14 protein-coding genes are annotated in these 20989 nt (G+C 34.8%); 9 read left to right on the top strand and 5 right to left on the bottom strand.

The features are described 5' to 3' along the window. Nucleotides 1-33 precede the first annotated feature (33 nt). The 3 genes from ACGLWY_RS12660 (at nucleotide 34) to ACGLWY_RS12650 (ending at nucleotide 5867) form a co-directional block, all read left to right on the top strand. Entirely contained in the window at nucleotides 34-1335 is a 1302-nt protein-coding gene (locus ACGLWY_RS12660; RefSeq protein WP_396620035.1) for a rhamnogalacturonan acetylesterase, read from the top strand. Between the two features lie 6 nt (nucleotides 1336-1341). Next, the gene (locus ACGLWY_RS12655) at nucleotides 1342-4209 is read left to right on the top strand and encodes a glycoside hydrolase family 2 TIM barrel-domain containing protein (protein ID WP_396620034.1); all 2868 of its coding nucleotides are present in this window, start codon (nucleotides 1342-1344) and stop codon (nucleotides 4207-4209) included. Nucleotides 4210-4361: 152 nt separating this feature from the next. Beyond that, nucleotides 4362-5867 carry a rhamnogalacturonan acetylesterase gene (locus tag ACGLWY_RS12650; protein WP_396620033.1) on the top strand — a complete coding sequence of 502 codons (1506 nt, stop codon included), beginning with the start codon at nucleotides 4362-4364 and terminating at the stop codon, nucleotides 5865-5867. 39 nt (nucleotides 5868-5906) lie between these two features. On the opposite strand, the gene rhaM is transcribed toward ACGLWY_RS12650, so the two are convergent. The 5 genes from rhaM to ACGLWY_RS12625 all read right to left on the bottom strand — a co-directional run bounded on the left by rhaM (nucleotide 5907) and on the right by ACGLWY_RS12625 (nucleotide 9741). Beyond that, nucleotides 5907-6230, bottom strand: coding sequence for an L-rhamnose mutarotase (gene rhaM, locus ACGLWY_RS12645; protein ID WP_396620032.1), 324 nt, complete (start codon nucleotides 6228-6230; stop codon nucleotides 5907-5909). 184 nt (nucleotides 6231-6414) lie between these two features. After that, nucleotides 6415-7680 carry a sulfatase-like hydrolase/transferase gene (locus ACGLWY_RS12640; RefSeq protein ID WP_396620031.1) on the bottom strand — a complete coding sequence of 422 codons (1266 nt, stop codon included), beginning with the start codon at nucleotides 7678-7680 and terminating at the stop codon, nucleotides 6415-6417. A gap of 129 nt (nucleotides 7681-7809) precedes the next feature. After that, the gene (locus ACGLWY_RS12635; protein WP_396620030.1) at nucleotides 7810-9150 is read right to left on the bottom strand and encodes a glycoside hydrolase family 105 protein; all 1341 of its coding nucleotides are present in this window, start codon (nucleotides 9148-9150) and stop codon (nucleotides 7810-7812) included. 99 nt (nucleotides 9151-9249) lie between these two features. Continuing rightward, nucleotides 9250-9435, bottom strand: coding sequence for a hypothetical protein (locus ACGLWY_RS12630; RefSeq protein ID WP_396620029.1), 186 nt, complete (start codon nucleotides 9433-9435; stop codon nucleotides 9250-9252). Between the two features lie 111 nt (nucleotides 9436-9546). After that, nucleotides 9547-9741 (bottom strand): hypothetical protein, encoded by a 195-nt coding sequence (locus ACGLWY_RS12625; RefSeq protein ID WP_396620028.1) that lies wholly within the window; start codon nucleotides 9739-9741, stop codon nucleotides 9547-9549. Nucleotides 9742-9975: 234 nt separating this feature from the next. On the opposite strand from ACGLWY_RS12625, the gene ACGLWY_RS12620 reads away from it, so the two are divergent. The 6 genes from ACGLWY_RS12620 to ACGLWY_RS12595 all read left to right on the top strand — a co-directional run bounded on the left by ACGLWY_RS12620 (nucleotide 9976) and on the right by ACGLWY_RS12595 (nucleotide 20942). Then, on the top strand, nucleotides 9976-11352 hold the full coding sequence (locus tag ACGLWY_RS12620) for a glycoside hydrolase family 28 protein (protein WP_396620027.1): 1377 nt from the start codon (nucleotides 9976-9978) through the stop codon (nucleotides 11350-11352). A gap of 234 nt (nucleotides 11353-11586) precedes the next feature. Then, nucleotides 11587-12855, top strand: coding sequence for an oligogalacturonate lyase family protein (locus tag ACGLWY_RS12615; RefSeq protein WP_396620026.1), 1269 nt, complete (start codon nucleotides 11587-11589; stop codon nucleotides 12853-12855). An 85-nt stretch (nucleotides 12856-12940) separates the two neighbouring features. After that, complete coding sequence (locus ACGLWY_RS12610; RefSeq protein WP_396620025.1) at nucleotides 12941-15670, top strand: glycosyl hydrolase; 2730 nt, start codon at nucleotides 12941-12943, stop codon at nucleotides 15668-15670. Between the two features lie 178 nt (nucleotides 15671-15848). Next, nucleotides 15849-16973 (top strand): glycoside hydrolase family 88 protein, encoded by a 1125-nt coding sequence (locus tag ACGLWY_RS12605; RefSeq protein WP_396620024.1) that lies wholly within the window; start codon nucleotides 15849-15851, stop codon nucleotides 16971-16973. Further along, nucleotides 16973-19063 carry a glycosyl hydrolase 115 family protein gene (locus tag ACGLWY_RS12600; RefSeq protein ID WP_396620023.1) on the top strand — a complete coding sequence of 697 codons (2091 nt, stop codon included), beginning with the start codon at nucleotides 16973-16975 and terminating at the stop codon, nucleotides 19061-19063. The genes ACGLWY_RS12605 and ACGLWY_RS12600 overlap by 1 nt, the downstream gene beginning before the upstream one ends. Nucleotides 19064-19145: 82 nt before the next feature. Then, on the top strand, nucleotides 19146-20942 hold the full coding sequence (locus tag ACGLWY_RS12595) for an alpha/beta hydrolase fold domain-containing protein (protein WP_396620022.1): 1797 nt from the start codon (nucleotides 19146-19148) through the stop codon (nucleotides 20940-20942). Nucleotides 20943-20989: the final 47 nt, after the last annotated feature.

The raw sequence follows: 20989 nt of genomic DNA, 5'->3' as shown, positions 1-20989 counted from the left end.
TTTTTGAAGATACTTTAGTGAAAAATTTCATGAATGAGACACCTAAAACCTTATTTTTTTCTGCTTTTATACAGTGTCATTTTTAATGCAGCTGCACAAAACAAGCTTAACAAACGTTTTGATTTTGGTACGAAATCAAACAAAAATAATGCTATTTCCATAACGACACCACTAGTGTACGATAGCGTTTTAGGTTATGGTTTCGATTTTGAATCTGCCGAAAACATAAAATTCAAAGAAAACTTCATTACCAGTAAAAAAAGCATATACTTCTCGGTAAAACTTCCCGAAGGCAATTACAAAATAGATGTAGTTTTAGGAGGCAAAAAATGTTCAAAAACCACTGTAAAAGTAGAATCCAGAAGATTAATGCTAAAAGAAATAGCTTTAGATAAAAACCATACTGAACAATACGCGTTTGCAGTAAATGTTAGATCTCCAAAAATTAATGATACAGAATACATTAAAGTTAAAGACCGTGATAAAAATCAATTAAATTGGGATGACAAACTCACCTTAGAATTCTCAGGAACTGCGGTCATTCAAAGTATAAACATATCACTCGCCACTAATGTAAAAACCCTGTTTTTAGCTGGTGATTCTACTGTAACCGACCAAGATCTAGAACCATGGGCATCTTGGGGGCAATTTATCACCAATTATTTTTCAAATGAAGTTGTCATAGCCAATTATGCAGAGTCGGGCGCTACGCTAAGTTCGTTTAAAGGCGCAAAACGCTTGGACAAAATATTAGCTATTATGAGGCCAAGGGATTGTGTTTTTATAGAATTTGGACATAATGATGAAAAAATAAAAGGGGAAGACAATGGGGCTTGGGGGCTATACACCCATTCGTTAAAAGAATTCATTACTAAATTTAGAGAAAAAGGTGGCATCCCAATATTAGTTACACCAACACAACGCAGAGCTTTTAATGATGATGGCTCTTTAAAACCAACCCATGGCGATTTTCCGGATGCTATGCGAAAAGTGGCAATAGATTTGCAAGTACCTTTAATAGATGTTACTAAAATGACAACAGATATGTATGAAAGTTGGGGCGATGAACCCTCTAGAAAAGCTTTTGTACAATATCCCGCCAACACATTTCCGAGGCAAACAGAAAAACTGGAAGACAACACACACTTTAATAGTTTTGGCGCCAATGAAATTGCTAAATGTGTTGTACAAAGCATTAAAGATTTAAAGTTAGATATTGCCCAATATTTAAAACCAGATTTACCAAACTACAATCCTAAAAAACCCGACAGTTTTAGTGATTGGACTTTACCAATGAGCACACGATTTGAAAATGCAAAACCAGATGGAAACTAAAAAATTATGATACACAAAATAACATACATCAATAAACTTATTGCATTTTTTGCTTTTCTTATCTCATTGAATATTTCGGCACAAGAAACCCTAAAAATATACTTGTCAGGCAAGGATTTCAAAAACCCTGTACAATGGGATTTCATGTGTACCGATGGCAATAACAGCAAAGTTTGGAGTACCATAAATGTACCATCAAACTGGGAACTACAGGGTTTTGGAACCTACACCTATGGTAGATGGTATAAAGAGTTAAATGAAAAAGAACCCAGTAAAGAAGAAGGGTTTTACAAATACAAATTCAGTATTCCTTCAAGTTATAAAGGAAAAAATATCACCATTGTTTTTGGTGGCGCTATGACGGATACCGATGTGAAAATAAACGGTAAATCGGCAGGCGAAACACATCAAGGTGGATTTTATGAATTTAAGTTTGATATCGCCTCCTTAGTAAATTACGGTGCTGAAAACCTATTAGAAGTCCATGTATCCAAACATTCAAGTAACAATACCGTTAATAATGCTGAACGAAAAACCGATTGGTGGTTGTTTGGCGGCATCTACCGTCCCGTGTGGTTAGAGGTTTCGCCTAAATCGTACATAGAACATGTTGCAGTTGATGCAAAAATGGACGGTTCGCTTACTGCCGATTTAAACCTTGTAAACCTACCTAAAAATGCCAGTATCGAAGCTAACATCGCACCAGTTGGTGATAATAAAACATATCCTACAATTAGCATTCCTTTAAATCAAAAAGAAAATTTCCAAACCATACATGCCAAATGGAGCGACGTTAATACTTGGGATCCTGAGTCTCCAAACTTGTACACCCTAACTTTAACTTTAAAAACCAAAAACAACATACTTCACACCTATAAAACAAAAATTGGTTTTAGAACACTTGAGTTTCTAAAGAAAGATGGCATTTATGTTAATGGTAAAAAAATCATCATGAAGGGCATCAATCGTCATACTATTTGGCCAGAATCCGGTAGAAGTACTGATAAGGAAATTAGCATTTTAGATGTTAATTTGTTAAAGGATATGAATATAAATGCCGTTCGATTTCATTATCCAGCAGACACTCATTTTTTAGAAGTTTGTGATTCTTTAGGCTTGTTTGTATTAAATGAGGTGGCTGGTTGGCAAAATGGTTACGATACCAAAACTGGCACTAAATTAATTAAAGAAACCGTTCAGCGCGATGTAAACCATCCATCTGTAATTATTTGGGACCATGGCAATGAAGGTGGTTGGAATTACGATATCGACCACGTATTTCATGAATACGACCCACAAAAGCGAATTGTTATTCATCCTTGGGCTGATTTTAATGGTTGGGACGCCCACCACTACCCGACCTATTTAACAGGTATGCACCGCTTCAACAATGGTGAAAACGTATTTTTTCCAACCGAATTTATGCACGGTACTTACGATAATGGTATTGGTGCCGGTTTAGAAGATTTTTGGAAACGCTATAAAGAAAGTCCGCTTTTTGCAGGTGGTTTTATTTGGGCCATGTTAGACGAGGCTGTGTTACGAACCGATTGGACTGGCGAACAAAAGTACGACTCAAAAGGTTCGCTTGCTGCCGATGGGGTTTTAGGCCCTCATAGAGAAAAAGAAGGTAGCTTCTATACTGTAAAAGAAGTGTGGTCGCCCATTCAGTTTGAACCCAAATTAATCACATCAAAGTTTGATGGTACATTTTTAATTACAAACGAATACATTTATTCAAATCTTAATACTTGCAAATTAGAATACCGTGTTTTAAAAGCAGCTAACAATGTGCTTTACACCAATGATAAAGCTGAGGTTATTGCCTCAAACACTATTCATATTGAAAGTGTTGAACCAGGTGAAACCAGAAAAATGCATTTTGAAGTTCCCAGCAACTTTTTTGATGGTGACTATTTAGAAATTACTGCACATGATAAGCATGGTAGAGAAATATACACTTGGTCATGGCCAATTCACCGTGCGCCCTATTTTGCCAACAAGTTACTGGCCAAAGAAACTTCAACAAAAACCGCTACCGTTACTAAATTAGAAGACCATATTCTTTTATCTAGCGAAAAACTACGCATCCATTTAAACGCTAAAACTGGCGAAATTACAAGTATTGAAAACAATCAAGGGAATGTGCCTTTTATTAATGGTCCGAAACCTATTGGTATGAAAGCTAAAGTAGAAAACGTTTCCATAGAACAAAACAAAGATGGTGCCGTATGCTTCTTTAACTATTTTGGCGGCATTCATTTTCATTCTATCAAATGGACGTTATTTAACGATGGAAGACTAAAAATGGAAATGATTATATTAAAAGATGCTGGCAGAAATGATGGCTTTGATGGATCTGCTTTTGAAGATAAAATCAGTAAACTTGGCATCACGTTTGATTATCCAGAAGTAGGCGTAAAAAGCATGAAATGGTTTGGAAATGGCCCTTACCACGTTTGGAAAAACAGAATAAAAGGCACCACCTTCGGTCTTTGGGAGAAAGACTATAACAATACGATAACAGGAGAAAGTTTTGAAAATTTAGTGTATCCAGAGTTTAAAGGCTATCATGCCAATTTAATAGGTGCCAATCTTAAAACAGAACAAGGCAATATTAAGTTTTTTAGTGAAAATGATAAATTATTTTTAAGATTGTTTACGCCCGATTTACCTAAAAATGGCTTCCCTGGTTCGCATCCACAACCCGAATTTCCAGAAGGCAACATCTCATTCATGTATGAAATACCGGCCATGCGATCTTTTAAACCTTTAGAACATCAAGGACCAGAAAGCCAACCTACCAATATTCGGATTAAAAGTGGTGATGATGGTATCCCTATGGTTTTATGGTTTGATTTTAGAGACAATTAATTAAATTTTATTATGAAATCCCTATAAACCACATTTTACATACCAACCGATGATAAACAAAGGAAATTACTCATAACATAAATATTGGAAGATGGAATTCGTAAACCTTTGGTTTCCATCTGACTTTTTAAAAACAATTACAATTTATACAAATGAAAACATTACAATTTTTAACCCTTTTATGTTCAACCTTTTTATTTACAATTTGCGTCACGGCACAAAACACCAAACCAACAGTATACACTGTGGGCGATTCAACCGTAAAAAACGGACGTGGTGATGGTTCTGGCGGCCTTTGGGGTTGGGGCGATTTTATTGGTCAGTTGTTAGATTCAACAAAAGTATCCGTTGAAAATCATGCCTTAGGGGGTACCAGTAGCAGAACCTATCAAAACCTAGGCTTGTGGGACGCCGTAAACGATAAATTAAAAGCAGGCGATTATGTTTTAATTCAATTCGGACATAACGATAATGGCCCAATAAACGACACCCTTAGAGCCAGAGGTACCATCAAAGGTATCGGCGATGAAACCGAAGAAATTGATAATATGATTACCAAAAAGCATGAAATAGTACATAGCTACGGTTGGTATCTTGAAAAAATTGTGAAAGACGCCAAGTCAAAAGGCGCCATTCCTATAATAATATCACCAATACCTGAAAACGATTGGAAAGAAGGCAAGATACCAAGAAACAACACCTCTTATGGATTATGGGCAAAACAAATAGCTGAAAGAAACAACGTTACTTTTATTGATTTAAATGATAAGATGGCTTCCAAATTAGAAAAGTTTGGAGAAGAAAAAGTTACAGGAGCCTATTTTTACAAACGTGACCACACACATACATCAGCAAAAGGCGCACTTATGGCCGCTTCCATTATTGTTGATGAACTAAAAGAAACAACTAATTCGCTTAAAAATCATATAGCTTCAAATCCGCAAATAGAGCTTCCCAAAAAGAAAAATATTTTTTTAATAGGCGATTCTACCATGGCAAGTAGCAACAATCCAAATACCATCGGTTGGGGTGTGTCTTTTCCTCAATTTTGCGACACTACCCAAGTAAACATTATAAATAAAGCAAGAGGAGGTCGGAGCACTAGAACCTTTAATTTTGAAGGATTATGGAAGTCTGCTAAAAAAGAATTTCGATCAGGTGATTTTGTATTCATTCAGTTTGGACATAACGATGCAGGAAATATTGACAAAGCCAAATACCGTGGCTCTTTAAGAGGCATTGGAGACGAAACACAAACTATTGTTAGAGATAGTAGTATTACAGAAACCGTGCATACTTATGGTTGGTATATGAAAAAAATGATTCAAGAAACAAGAGAAAAGGGTGCTATTCCAATTGTTTTAAGTTTAACACCTCGCAATGAATGGCCAAAAGGCAAAGTTGAACGAAGAACCGAAACCTATGTAAAATGGGCAAAGGAAGTTGCTATTGCCGAAGATGCATTTTTTATAGACGTAAACGATCTTGTTGCCAAAAGATATGAAGCTTTAGGAAAAGAAAAAGTAAAAGCATTCTTTCCTCAAGACCATACACATACTAATTTAGAGGGTGCCACTTTTACAGCTGAAACTATTGCTGAAACTCTAAAAAAGGCAAAGGAAATAGATTTAAGAGGCTATATTTATATTGAACAATAATCAATCATAAATTGGTATTTTCTATAAAAAAGAAAAAAATCAATCTAAATGAAAAACCTCTTTTAATGGTTTGGAAACTGGTGAATTATCTGAATTGGTATCCATAATATCTGCCATATATGCCCACCACTTTTTTACTATAGGATGGTTAGGCAAATAAGCTTCATCAAAATCTTTACTTATTTTTTGAACCGCAAAAAGCGTTAAGGTTTCTTCATCTAAAAAAATGCTATAATCCTGAATACCCGTTTCTGAAAGTAGTGTCGATAATTCGGGCCAAATGTCATCATGACGCTTTTTATATTCAGCTTCAAAACCAGGTTTTAATTTCATTTTAAAAGCGTTTCTTTTTGTATTACTCATTATTCTGTTGGTTTGAGGTTACTATATACGGGGTTATTTCTATTACAAACAATCTCACCATTTGCGTATTCCAATTCGGCTACTTGAATAGAACTTTGTCGTGTTTGGTAAGTCTCTTTTCTTTATTTTCTGGTAATCTTCCCCAGTACCCGAAATATGCAAAATATTAAGTTTTGAAATGGTATTATTCTAATGCTTTATTCACTGTTTTATCATCTTTAGCAAATTGTTTATCTAAGAATAACTTCATTTTTGAAGTAACGGCAATATCTTTATTAATGATATTATCTTTTTCTTCGGGATCGATTTCTATATTGAACAGTTCGTATGAAGCAGCTGAATTATCTTTATTTCGAGATCTTATAATTTTCCAAGGTTGATGTATTAAACTTTCTTGAATATGACCACGCACATAAATATCGTGCGTTGTTTTTATTTCTGAATCTTGAATGGATGACCACACGTTAACACCTTCTACATGCTTCGGAATATTTTGACCTATTAATGAAAGTATGGTAGGCATAACATCGCTGATAGACATAAAGTTGGCATTGGCTTGTGGTTTTAATTGGTTTTTCCAATACACAATGGCGGGTACCCGAATAGCGCCTTCATAATTTGAAGTTTTCCAATCACGTAATGGGAAATTATTACCCAATACTGGGTTTGGCCCAAATTTACCATCATATTGACCCACAGGATACCAATTTTCCATAGCACCATTGTCACTTATAAATATAACCAAAGTGTTGTCTTCTAAATTTTGTTGTTTTAAAGTTTCCAAAACTAAACCAATACTATGATCCATATGTGACATAGCTGCTGCAAAATCTCTTCTCGAACTATCCGTTATGGAATTTAGATAAGGTTCTTTCCATTTATCTTCTTCTTGTAAAGGAAAGTGAGGTGCACTATATGCTAGTTGAACATAGAAGTTTTTATTAAAATCCCTTTTTTTTGTTAACCAAGTAATGGCTTCATTCGTTACCAGATCTGTGGTATGTCCTTCTTCTTCAATCATGGTGTCGTTTCTATACCAACTGGCATCACCATTTTTATATCTGTGTGTGTATTGGTCTATTTGCCCATGAAGAAATCCATACGAATAATCGAAACCAAATGCATTTGGTCCATTAGAAATATCGAGTCCTAAATGCCACTTCCCAAATAATGCATTTTGATAATCGTGTTTTTTTAATGCTTGCGGAAGCGTAACAATCGAGTCTGGCAAAGTTTTATTGCTTTTATCACTAATGGGCGCCACAATACCTATTCTACTCGCCGGCATACCCGTTAATAGCGATACGCGCGAAGGTGAACAGGTTGGGTTTGCATAAAACCTATTTAGTTGTACACCATTACTTGCTAACCAATCAATAGTAGGGGTATTGATTTCAGAACCATTATAACCCACATCATTCCAACCAGCATCATCTGCTATTATTACCAAAATATTTAGCGGTTTTTGTTTTGTTATTCCTTTTGGAATCTCTTTACAAGAAAACAAATTAAAAAAACAAATTATTGACAAAAATATAATCAGAAACCGTTTGCACTTCATCATAAAATTAATATTGGATTACTTTTTTACTTTTAGTTGTAATGAACTGTCATTCATTTCAAACTCATTATCTTTTAATAACAAAATAACTTCTGCTCCAGCGAGTAGAACAGGTCCATAACCATGAGCTGCAAAAACATTAATAGGCCTGTAATAATAAAAAGCCGGATCAAATGCCATACCTGTTCCAACACAAGTTCCTTCAACTTGTCCTATATCATTTACTTTTGATGCCACTGCGTTCCACCCAAGTAATACCCCAGGAGCGTATGCCATTTTATCAACGTATCCCCTATTAATAGCTCTCGCAATGGAGTAAGTATATATTGCTGTTGCTGAAGTTTCAAGATAGGTGTCATTTCTATCTAAAAGTTGATGCCAAAACCCTGTGCCGTCTTGGTATTTAACTAAACCTGCTATGTGAGCCTGTAATTGAGACAAAACTTCTGAATAGCCTGGATGATCTTTTGGTAATACTTCTAATAGTTCTATCATTGCCATAACTGCCCATCCATTTGCGCGCGCCCAGTGGAATTGAGGATGAATCTTCATGGATTGAACCCAACCATGCATATATATCCCTTTTTCATGGTTAAACATTCTTTTTGAAAACTGATTTACTTGTTTTACAGCATCATCAAAATATTTTACATCTCCTGTATATTTACCCATTTGGGCAAGTGCAGGCACACTCATAAACAGGTCATCAAGCCATAAAGTATGGTCTTGTGGTCTGTTTCTAGCTAACGTGCCATCTTTTAATCTAAATTGTTTGTTGCTAATAAAGTCAATGTAATTATTGACTAACGGATCTACATTTGCGTTTAATCCATTTTGTTTAGCTTTTATAAATGCTGCGCATAGTGCCCCAGCAAAATCCAATGCTTCTGGATGCAGTGTTTTAAGCATATCTGGATCTTTGATATTTTTTGTTGGATAATTTTCGGCTATATCAGTTATTAATTTTATTCGCTTGTTTGAATAATCTGCATAATACACTTCACCTGTAGCTTTCGAGGCTAATAACATTCCTGCATAGGTTACGCCCCATTCATAACTTGTAAGCCTAAAAGCTCCAGGCTCAAAAGTAATGTCTACATCCTTTTTTTTATAGTTTGTAATTTCAATTTTAGTCGTAGCATTTATAATTTTACTAGCACTATTTTCTTCTAGAAAGTTATAAACCCTATCCAGAACCTTCTTTATATTCTCCTTTTGAGGAACTATATAAGGTGTTGGATAATCTGCTTGAAGTGCGTGTAATGGTACCGTTGCATCATTAACTTGAGCATTAGTATTGATTGTTGTTATTAAAAAACAAAAGATTATACTTTTTATTGTTGTGTTTAAATACTTCATAATGCCTTTTTATGTTAAATGTTTTAATAAATTTTAATTCAGACAATCTAAAGAAAACCATTTTTAAACAATTAATACCAAATATATATAATGGCTGTTTTAAGGGCATCCTGTGCTATACTGTACCAATGATAAATTTAACAATTCTTGAGAGTCAGATAAATTGGTTCCAGCTTCATTTAGCAACCCATCAATAAAAGATTGTGAAATTGGACGAAGTCCATGCTTATTAGCAATAATATTAACAGCAGCTTCTTGATTAAAAACTTTTGCTCGTTTTATCAACGTACCTGTAAGCGATAATGTTTCCCAACGTTGCCGTTCACCTAACAGCTCTCGCGTACGCTCGTTAAGAATAAAATTTAATGCACACTCATAATCACTTGAGGCACCAATTTAAGAAAGAACAGCTTCATCTAATGCAAGTAAATTACTAGGGAATGATGTTAATGTCAAATCTGACGCTGCAGTAGTAACAGATAAATCTGGGTTAGACAAATAGTAGGTATTCATATTTAAATTTGAATTGATATAATTCATTGCAGTGGTCCCTGTTTTTAAAGCATTATTTTCCAAATGACTGAGAGCCATCACTATAAAAAGATCTGTTTTCGCCACATTTCCATTGAGCACGAGTTCTAATCTGAAGCATAATCCATAATTGCTTAAAAATTTATATCTTTTTTAAGCACTGGTTTTGTTTCTAAGTTTTACTCGCACTAGAATTAAAATTGAACCATATACCCAAACAGGATGCCACAGGATAGAATTAATTAATCCATACTCTATTTTTACTAAATGCTAAAAGCATTAACTAATGGATCTATGAAAATAACTAAAACACTGTTACTCATTCTAATATTGATAATATTTTCATGTAAAAAAGAAGAAACTCATATTAAAATAATCGAAATACAAGTTGAAGCACCTTTCGAAATGCCCACTATTAAGATACCCGACTTTAGTAACTGTAAGTCATTTTTAATTACAGACTTTGGAGCGGTTCAAGGTGACAAAGAACTCACGTCTAAAGCCATTTCAAAAGCTATTGATGAAGCAAACAAAATTGGAGGCGGCATCGTTATAATTCCTAAGGGCGAATGGCTTACTAAAAAAATTCATTTAAAAAGCCATGTTAATCTACATTTAAACAAAGGTGCCACATTGCTTTTCTCTGAAAATCCTAAGGACTATTTACCGGCAGTCCACACCACTTGGGAAGGCCTGGAATGTTACAACTATTCACCCCTAATATATGCCTATGAATGTAAAAATATTGCTATTACAGGTGAAGGAAAGCTAAAAGCCAAAATGACTATTTGGGAAACATGGTTTGCACGCCCAAAACCACACATGAACAGCTTAAAAAGGCTTTACAACTTGGCATCTTATAACAAACCCGTTGAAGAACGTCAAATGGTTAACGATTCTGCTAACTTCCGCCCACACTTTATTCAATTTAACCGTAGCGAAAATATTTTGCTTGAGGGTATTTCTATTGAAAACAGTCCGTTTTGGACCATTCACCCTTACCTTTCCAAGAACATGCTTATTAAAAATATAAAAGTGAAAGCTCATGGACATAATAATGATGGCGTTGACCCAGAGATGAGTCAAAACATCCTAATTGAAGATTGTGTTTTTGACCAAGGAGATGATGCCATTGCCGTAAAATCCGGAAGAAACCAAGATGCTTGGCGATTAAACACCCCTTCAAAAAATATTGTCATGCGAAATTGCACCATGAAAAACGGACACCAATTATTGGCCATAGGCAGCGAATTATCAGGTGGTATAGAAAATGTGTTTGTTGAAAATTGTAATGTGGTTGATGGCGCTAAAATGTTTCACTTGGTATTTATAAAAACCAATGAGCGTCGTGGTGGCTATGTAAAAAATATATACGTAGAAAATATTAATGCAGGCAGCATACAAAATGGTGTTCTAGGTATAGAAACCGATGTGCTATACCAATGGCGGGATTTAGTACCTACTATAGAACGTAAGCTAACCCCCATAGAACGTGTTTATTTAAAAAACATAAGAGCTACCAAAACCGAATATATATCAAAAATTACAGGACAGGCTGAACTTCCTATAAAAAATATTTTTCTAAACCATGTCGTAGTAGATTCCATTACAAGTGAAAAACACATTCATGAACATGTTGTTAATTTTAGCGAATTACCAAAAAAAGAATAACAACTGTTAAATAGGTAACAGGATGCCACAGGATAGAGTTTATTGTGGCAAACTATATTTTTACTAAAATATCTTATTGGATGTAGTTGATTATATTAAACAACACAACTGTCAGTCTAAGCGTGTCGAAGACATTAAAAAGACACATTTCAACAAGCTCAATGTGACAATAGAAATAAAATTAGATAAGTATCTCTTTTGATACTAATATAAAAAAAACTTAATATAAAAAAGATGAAACTTATTAAAACTCTCCTACTGTTCTTAATTTTGATAAGCTTCTCTTGTAAAGTAAAACCAACCAAATCGGATATAGCCAAAGACGCTAATACAACTAGCATTCAAATTCCCATAATGCAAACAAGCAAAGCAAGTTCGTTAGCTAAAGTTTGGATAGATTCTACTACTGGCCATAAAATAGAAAAATTGGTAAATAGAGCTGGCGACAACCGTAGTTTTTACTTTCATAACAATCCGTTTTTAAAATCGGAAGACGGCAACAGCGATTTAATGATTTTCTCTGGAAACACAGAAACGGGCAACCAGTTTTTTTCAGTCAATTTAAAAACAAAAAACATAAATCAGATTACCACAAAAAAGGGCAATAAAAGAGGTGAGATTCTAGGCAAAAAAACACGAAAAGTATTTTATATGATACAAGACAGTGTTTTTGCAACCCATATTGACACCCATACAACTGAATTCATTTACAAATTCAGTGACGATGTTATTGGTTCTGTCACCAGTCTTAACGCCGATGAAACCCTTTTGGGTGGTGCTTTAATAACTAAGGAAGAAAACGATATTTTTAAAAAGAATCCTAGAAAATCGGACTATTTTGATAAAATTTATGAAGCAAAACTTGAAAGAAGCCTCATCACAATCCATGTAAACACCAAAGAATTTAATAACATCTATTCTGAAAATGCTTGGTTAAACCACATCCAATTTTCACCAACAGACCCCGATTTATTAATGTATTGCCACGAAGGACCTTGGCATAAAGTAGATCGTATTTGGAACATCCATATAAAAACAAAAAAGAATGAACTAATTCATAAAAGAACTGTTTACAGAGAAATTGCAGGTCATGAGTTTTTTAGCCCTGACGGAAACACCATTTGGTTCGACCTTCAAATTCCCAGAGGCGAAACCTTTTATTTAGCAGGGAAACATTTAGATACGGGAGAAGAAACCAGATATGCCTTAAAACGAGACGAATGGTCTATACATTTCAATATATCACCAGATCAAAAAACCTTTGCTGGTGATGGTGGCGATGAAGGTCAGGTGGCCCATGCTAAAGATGGTATGTGGCTTTACCATTTTACACCGAAAGGAGATAGTTTGGTATCTAAAAAATTAGTTGACATGAAAAATCATGACTACGATTTAGAACCTAATGTCCATTTTTCTCCTAATGGAAAACAAATTATTTTTAGAGCTAACTTTGAAGGAAGCACACAAATTTATGCTGTAGACATTAAAAGACCTTCTTTATAAATTTCAAACCAACTCAAATTTATAGTCGATTAAAAAAAGTTTATTTTTAAAAACCAAAACATACTAAAGCATTAAATAAATCAAAATGAAGCTTAAACATGCGCTCTTATTTTTAGCCTTTATATCTTTTTTTAACTGTAAAGTGAATGACCAAGACAAAACATCGCCTTGGCCAGAACAAAGCAATGTAAACAAACCTTGGACACGTTGGTGGTGGATGGGTAGCGCCGTAGATAAACCCAACATCAAATCGAGTTTAATAGATTTTCATAAAGCCGGTATTGGTGGTGTAGAAATAACACCTATTTATGGTGTAAAAGGACAAGAAGATAATTTTATTGATTACCTATCGCCAAAATGGTTAGATATGCTAAACTACACCGTTACAATAGCCGATAGTTTGGGTATGCAAGTTGACATGGTTTTAGGTACAGGCTGGCCCTATGGTGGTCCACAAGTTACTGCTAACAATGCTGCAACAAAATTATTGGTTGAAACTTATAAAGTAAAAAAAGGTGAAACTTTCAATAAAGAAATTGTTGCGAAAAACGATAAAAACAAAGATATCTCACAACTACTAAATGTCTTAGCCTATGGCAGCGACTCGTCGTATGTAGATTTAACCTCAAATTTAAAAGGAAACCATTTAGAGTGGAAAGCAACAAATACCAATTACACCATTTATGCCATTTTTGCTGGTAAAACAGGGCAACAGGTTAAACGTGCTGCCCCGGGTGGAAGTGGATTTACCTTAGACCACTATTCATCTGAAGCATTATTCACATACACTGAGCCTTTTAATAAAGCGCTTAAAGATTTTGAAGGTAGATTACGCGCTATTTTTAACGACAGTTACGAAGTGTATGGTACCGATTTTACCCCCATGTTTTTTGGAGAATTCGAAATACGCCGAGGCTACGATTTAAGACCCTATTTACCTCAATTATTAAATAATGAAGACACTGAAATTGGTAATAGAATTAAAAGTGATTACAGAGAAACCCTATCAGATTTACTGTTAAACAAATTTGATATTCCTTGGACAAATTGGGCGCATTTTAAAAACTTTAAAACAAAGTTGCAAGCACATGGGTCTCCCGGAAATTTAATAGACCTGTATGCTTCTGCAGATATTCCAGAATGTGAAACTTTTGGCTCTATGCCTTACGATATTCCAGGCTTCAGACGTGAACAAGAAGATATTAGAGAAGGCGATGCCGATCCCGTTATGTTGAAGTTTTCATCATCGGCGGCACATATTTCGGGTAAACCCTTAACCTCATCGGAAACTTTTACATGGCTACGCGACCACTTTAAAACAGCATTGTCCCAATGCAAACCTGAAGTTGAAGATTTACTTTTAAACGGTATAAACCATGTGTTTTTACATGGATCAACCTACTCCCCAAAACAAGCCGAATGGCCTGGATGGAAATTCTATGCATCGGTCAATTTTAACGCTACCAATACCATTTGGGAAGATGTACCTTCTCTGTTTTCTTATATTGCCAATTGCCAATCGATGCTTCAATCGGGAAAACCAGACAATGAAATCCTACTGTATTGGCCTATTTACGATACTTGGGGCAAAAACTTAGGAGGAAACTTGTTTTTTCAATTTAAAATCCACTCGTTAAATGAATGGTTGCACGACACACCATTTTACAACACAACAAAAAAATTAATGAGTAACGGCTATGGCGTCGATTTTATCTCAGATAATTTTATTGCACAGGCAACTTTTAAAGACGGACTGATTATGCTCCCAGGAGGCAACTACAAATCATTAGTTATTCCAAATTGCGAAAAAATGCCAATGGCAACTTTAGAAAAATTGATAGCATTAAAAAAGTCGGGCGCACCTATTCTTTTTGAAGGCTTACCAAATTCGGTTCCAGGATTTTATAATTACGAAGCGCAAAACTCAAAATTATCACAAGTAATTTCAGAGAACAACAGCCTTTTAAACCTAACTTCAAACTTGTTTAAAGATTTAGAAACGGCGAAGGTTTACCCAGAAACTTTAGTTAAAACAGGGTTGAAATTTATTAAAAGAGCTATTGATGGTGAAAAAATATACTATGTAGTTAATCATACATCTAAAATTATAGATGATTATGTTCCGCTAGCCACAGAAAACAAAGAAGTCATCATTTTAGACCCTTTAACTAAAAAATATGGCAATGCCCTTGTAAAAAAAGAAACCAATACTACCTTAGTAAAACTTCGTATAGAACCCGGGCAATCGTTCATTCTTAAAACCGAAACCACTAAATCTTATCCAAATTGGAATTATTTTAAAGCCAGCGGAAATCCAATAGAACTAAAAGGCAACTGGCAAATTAGCTTTAAAAAAGGAGGTCCAGAATTGCCTCCATCAGCTAAAATAAATACGTTACAATCTTGGACTACTTTAAGCCCTGAAGCAGAAGCTTTCTCAGGCACTGCACTTTATACTTTGGAATTTAACGCACCAGATATTGAAGCCGATAATTGGAAATTAAATTTGGGCGATGTTAGGGAAAGCGCTAAAGTTTGGCTTAACGGGAATTATATTGGAGACCTTTGGTCTGCACCTTTTAGCATCAACTTAGGACACCTTAAAAAAGGTAAAAATGAATTAAAAGTACAAGTTACCAATCTTGCTGCCAATAGAATCCGTGCCAAAGAGCTTAGAGGTGAAGAATGGAAAATTTTCTATGAAATAAATATGGTAGATAAAGACTATAATAAGTTTGACGCTACAAAATGGCAATCCATGTCTTCTGGTTTACTGGGACCCATTTCAATAATACCTTTAAAAGAAACTGAATAAAGTTTAAACAATATAAAATGAAACATCCTTATACGGTTTCACGATACATATGGGAATGATTATATGGATGCTCCAAGCCTGTGCTGAGCATTAGCGAGATGCAAAATATATTTTGCAACGAAGGTAGCAAGTGAAGCTTGTCGAAGCATGACCAAATTAAAATAATAAATATAAACAGATGAAAAAGACGCTTTTATTTATAAGCCTAGCCTTATTAATTATGCAAATTTCGTTTGCACAACAACCTTTTAATAAAAAGGAGGTATTGGCACAAATGGAATTAGCCAACAAATACTTTATGGAAAAATGGCCAGATGTAGGCAAAACCATAGTTACCAACAAAGAACGCCCAAGCAATATTTGGACGCGCGGGGTATATTATGAAGGTTTAATGGCTTTATATGAAATTTACCCAAAAGAAGCCTATTATGATTATGCTTATACATGGTCTGAATTTCACAATTGGGGTTTTAGAAACGGTAACGCCAACCGCAATGCAGACGATTATTGTGCCGCTCAAACTTATATAGATTTATACAATTTAGAACCAGACCCTAAGAAACTAAAAAACACCAAATCTTGTATAAATATGTTGCTTAACACCCCACAGTTAGACGATTGGTCATGGATTGATGCCATACAAATGGGCATGCCCGTATTTGCCAAATTAGGTGTATTGGAAAACGATAATCGCTATTATGAAAAAATGTACGACATGTACATGTACACAAGAAACAATCATGGTGATAACGGACTTTTTAACCCAAAAGATGGATTGTGGTGGCGTGATGCCGATTTCGACCCTCCTTATACAGAGCCAAATGGTGAAGATTCCTATTGGAGTCGTGGTAATGGCTGGGTAATTGCGGCATTGGCAAAAGTATTGGCTATCATTCCAGAAGATGCTCCACACAGAGAGCAATACATTGTCGATTTAAAATCGATGGCAGAAGCCTTAGTCCCTATTCAAAGAAAAGATGGCTTTTGGAACGTAAGCTTGCATGATCCAAAACATTATGGTGGTAAGGAAACCTCAGGTACTGCTTTATTTGTTTATGGCATGACTTATGGTGTAAACAATAGTATTTTAGATAGAAACAAATACTTGCCTGTAATAGAAAAAGCGTGGAACGCTATGATAAAGGAAGCGTTGCATGATAACGGATTTTTAGGTTACTTGCAATCTACAGGAAAAGAACCTAAAGATGGACAACCATTATCTTACGATAAAGTTCCTGATTTTGAAGATTATGGTTTAGGGTGTTTTCTGTTAGCTGGAGCTGAAATTTACAAAATGAATTAATGAAATATTTTTTGCCGATTTTAAGTCTGATTTTTGGAAACCAAATTTTATTGGCTAATACTTTTTCCTTAGCTGAAGAAAATTTAAATTGGAATATTTTTGATATTTTTACTTCAAAAAATCAAACATATATCTTGTACGATAAAAATAGTAGCTCTTTAGATTCTATATCGGCTTTTTTACTAGCAGATGATATTTTTAAAATCACCAATTACAAACCCGAAATTGTTACACGTATAAAACAAGCAAATGGTAATGTAATTGTTATTGGAAGTATTCATCCAAAATTCATTGCTTTCTTTTTAAATAAAAAAGATATTAAAACTGAATTTGAAAACCAATGGAAAAGCTATCTCTATAAAACCATTTCAAATCCAAATAGAAAAACAAAAAACGTCTTTATTATTGCAGGAACCAATATACGTAGTACTGCCTATGACGTTTTTAATATTTCAAAAAAAATAGGCGCTTCAACATGGTATTGGTGGGCTGATGTACCTGTTGGACAAAGTAACGAACTCTTCTTAAACCAACCAGACTATTATAGCAATCCGCCTTTAGTCACTTATCGTGGCATCTTTTTAAATGATGAAGATCGGGGTTTACACCCCTGGACAGTCAAAACTTTTGAACCCGAAACAGGCGATATTAGTCCAAAAACGTATTCTAAAATATTTGAACTTCTATTACACCTAAATGCCAATACCATTTGGCCTGTCATGCATCCAAGTACCAAAGCATTTTTCTATTATCCAAACAATACTAAAATGGCAAGCTTATACAACATAGTTATTGGCACTTCCCATGCAGAACCTATGTTACGTAACAATGTGAACGAATGGGATAAAAATAAATTCGAAGGTTTTAATTACAAAACCAACAAAGACCATGTGTTTAAGTATTGGGAAACCCGAGTAAAGGAAGCAAAAAACATCAATACTATTTATACCATGGGTATGAGCGATGTTCATGACAGCGGTATGGAAGGTGTAATAAAAAATATCTATGTCGTATATTCTGGTGACAAGGTTGAACTTTTTGTAAACGGAACATCTAAAGGTTTTGGCAAACAAAGCAAGCAGTTTTTATTCACTTTTGAAAACATAAAACGGGAAGTTGGAACGATTAAAGCAGTCAATTATAACACCAATGGAAAAATAATTAGTAAAGACAGTAAAACAACCGCTGGAGAGCCTTTTGAAATTAAATTAACACCGCACACAAGCCCTACTGGGTTTTCAGCAAATAATGCTGATGTTGCCTTAGTTGATGTTGAAGTGGTAGACAAAAACGGCCCTAGATGCCCCATTGACAATAGTTTGATTGAATTTTCTTTAAAAGGCGATGCAACATGGTTAGGAGGTATTGCCCAAGGTCCAGACAATTACATTCTTTCCAAAAAGTTTCCTGTTGAAAATGGTGTTAACAGAATTATGATTAAGTCAGGTTTGAAGACAGATAAAATCAATATTACAGCTACATCAAATCATTTAAAATCTGCAAAAATCACCTTAAAAACACGTCCTTTTATTACTAATAATGGTCTTTCAACAGAATTACCAAACCACAATTTACCTTCAAATTTAGAAAGAGGGTCTACCCCAAAGGTCCCTACTTATACCATAAAAAGACACCCTGTTTTTATAAGTCATGTTTCAGTACAATCCAATAACGATGCGGCTTATAATAGTTATGACGGTGACGAACTCACCGAATGGACTAATGATGGCCGAATAAGTACAGGGCAAGTAACCTATACCCTAGCGAAACCATCGGTAGTAACCACATGTGTTGCTAAACTTACAGGGTGGCGCACTAAAAGCTACCCAATTCGTATATTAGCCGATGGCGAAGAAGTGTATCAAGAAAATACTTGGCAAAGTTTAGGATACATTACAATGCCTTTAAAACAAATTTTGGCAAAAAAAATAACCATTGAATTGATTGGTGACCATATCGAGAAAGACGCCTTCGATAAAATTGTAGAAGTAGACCCTGCAAAAGAATTAGATTTATATAAAAACAAGAATGCTACCGATGTCAAAGAGCAATTGCGTATTGTAGAAATTGAATTTCATGAAAGCCCATGATGGACATTTAACAGGGCCTACTCCATTTATATCAATTTGAATACAAGACAAACCACAAAAAAATTAAAGAAATAAAAGCAAGATGATCAAACTAAATAAAGCATTAATTTTCGGATTCGTATTTTTTGGATTAACAAATACAGCCATGTCCCAAAACGAAGAAATTAAACTTTGGAAAAAAGTTCCGGGAGCTATCGAAAATGAAACATACAAAGAAGAATTTCGATTAAATTCTGAAGGTGAGTCTACCGGTATTCGAAAAGTTACAGAACCCACACTTAAGGTTTTTTTAGCAGATAACAGCCATTCAAAAAATACTGCAGTTGTTATTTGTCCCGGTGGTGGTTATGCGCTTTTATCACATGATAAAGAAGGTGATAAAATTGCAGAATGGCTAAATTCCATAGGTATTTCTGCTTTTGTGCTTAAATATAGGTTACCAAGTGATATTATTATGGAAAACAAAACCATAGGCCCTTTACAAGATGCACAAGAAGCTATTAGGACGTTAAGACGAAATGCCAAAAATTGGAACTTAGACCCAAATAAAATTGGTGTCATAGGGTTTTCAGCAGGTGGTCATTTAGCTTCAACCATATCTACCCATTATAATGATAAGGTATATGCTTCAGATGAAACAAGTGCGCGCCCCGATTTCTCAATGCTAATCTATCCTGTTATTTCTATGAAAGATGGCATTACCCATAATGGTTCAAAAGAAAATTTATTAGGAAAAAAACCTTCGGAAGCATTGATTGAAAAGTATTCAAACGAAAAACAAGTAAATGAACAAACACCACCAACTATTTTAATTCATGCCACTGATGATGGTGCTGTACCGGTTGAAAATAGCATCAACTACTACTTAGCTTTAAAAGAAAACAAAGTACCTACTGAAATGCATATTTATGAAAATGGTGGTCACGGGTTTGGTTTGGGTAGGTTTGGAACACATCTTAATTGGCCAAAAGCTTGTGAAAATTGGCTGATAGCAAATAAATTTATTCCTGAAAAAGAGATTTATATATTTTCCTATTTTAAAGGAAACGGTGAAGATGGTTTGCATTTAGCCTTTAGTGAAGATGGTTACAGATGGGAAGCTCTTAAAAACGACACCTCTTTTTTAACACCTGAAGTTGGTAAAGATAAATTAATGCGCGACCCATGTATTATTAAAGGTGGTGATGGCTTGTACCATATGGTTTGGACGGTGAGTTGGACAGATAAAGGTATTGGTTACGCATCTTCAAAAGACCTAATTAATTGGTCTAAACAAGAATTCATCCCTGTTATGGAACATGAAAAAGACACACGAAACACTTGGGCTCCAGAAATAACTTATGATGAGACTTCAAAAGAATACATCATCTATTGGGCCTCTACAATTGTAGGAGCTTTTCCAGAAACACAATCTACCGAAGACGATGGCTATAACCATAGAATGTACTACACAACCACCAAAGATTTTAAATCGTTTAGTAAAACCAAACTTTTATACGAGCCCGGATTCAATGTGATTGATGCTACCATTCAGAAGGTAGACAATAAATTTGTGATGTTCTTAAAAGACGAAACCAAAAAACCTGCACAAAAAAACCTCAAGATAGCTTTTAGCGACCATTTAACAGGACCTTACACGAATGCTAGTGAACCCATTACAGGCAATTATTGGGCAGAAGGACCTACAGCCATTCAAATTGACGGCAATTGGATGGTTTATTTTGATAAATACACCGAAAAGAAATATGGCGCTTTACGATCTAAAAATTTAAAAACATGGGAAGATATTTCAGACAACATACAATTTCCAAAAGGAGCCAGACATGGTAGTGTTTTTAAAATATCTGCCTCAAATTTTTCAAAATTAAAACTTCACTAAACCGTATATCCTATAAAAACGTATTTCATCTATATTCTAGTGAATAA

This window comes from Mariniflexile sp. HMF6888, assembly GCF_044335535.1.
In the GTDB taxonomy this organism is placed as follows: Bacteria; Bacteroidota; Bacteroidia; order Flavobacteriales; family Flavobacteriaceae; genus Mariniflexile.
The sequence above is the reverse complement of the archived record's forward strand: the minus strand, read 5'-3'. Positions and strand labels throughout refer to the sequence as shown.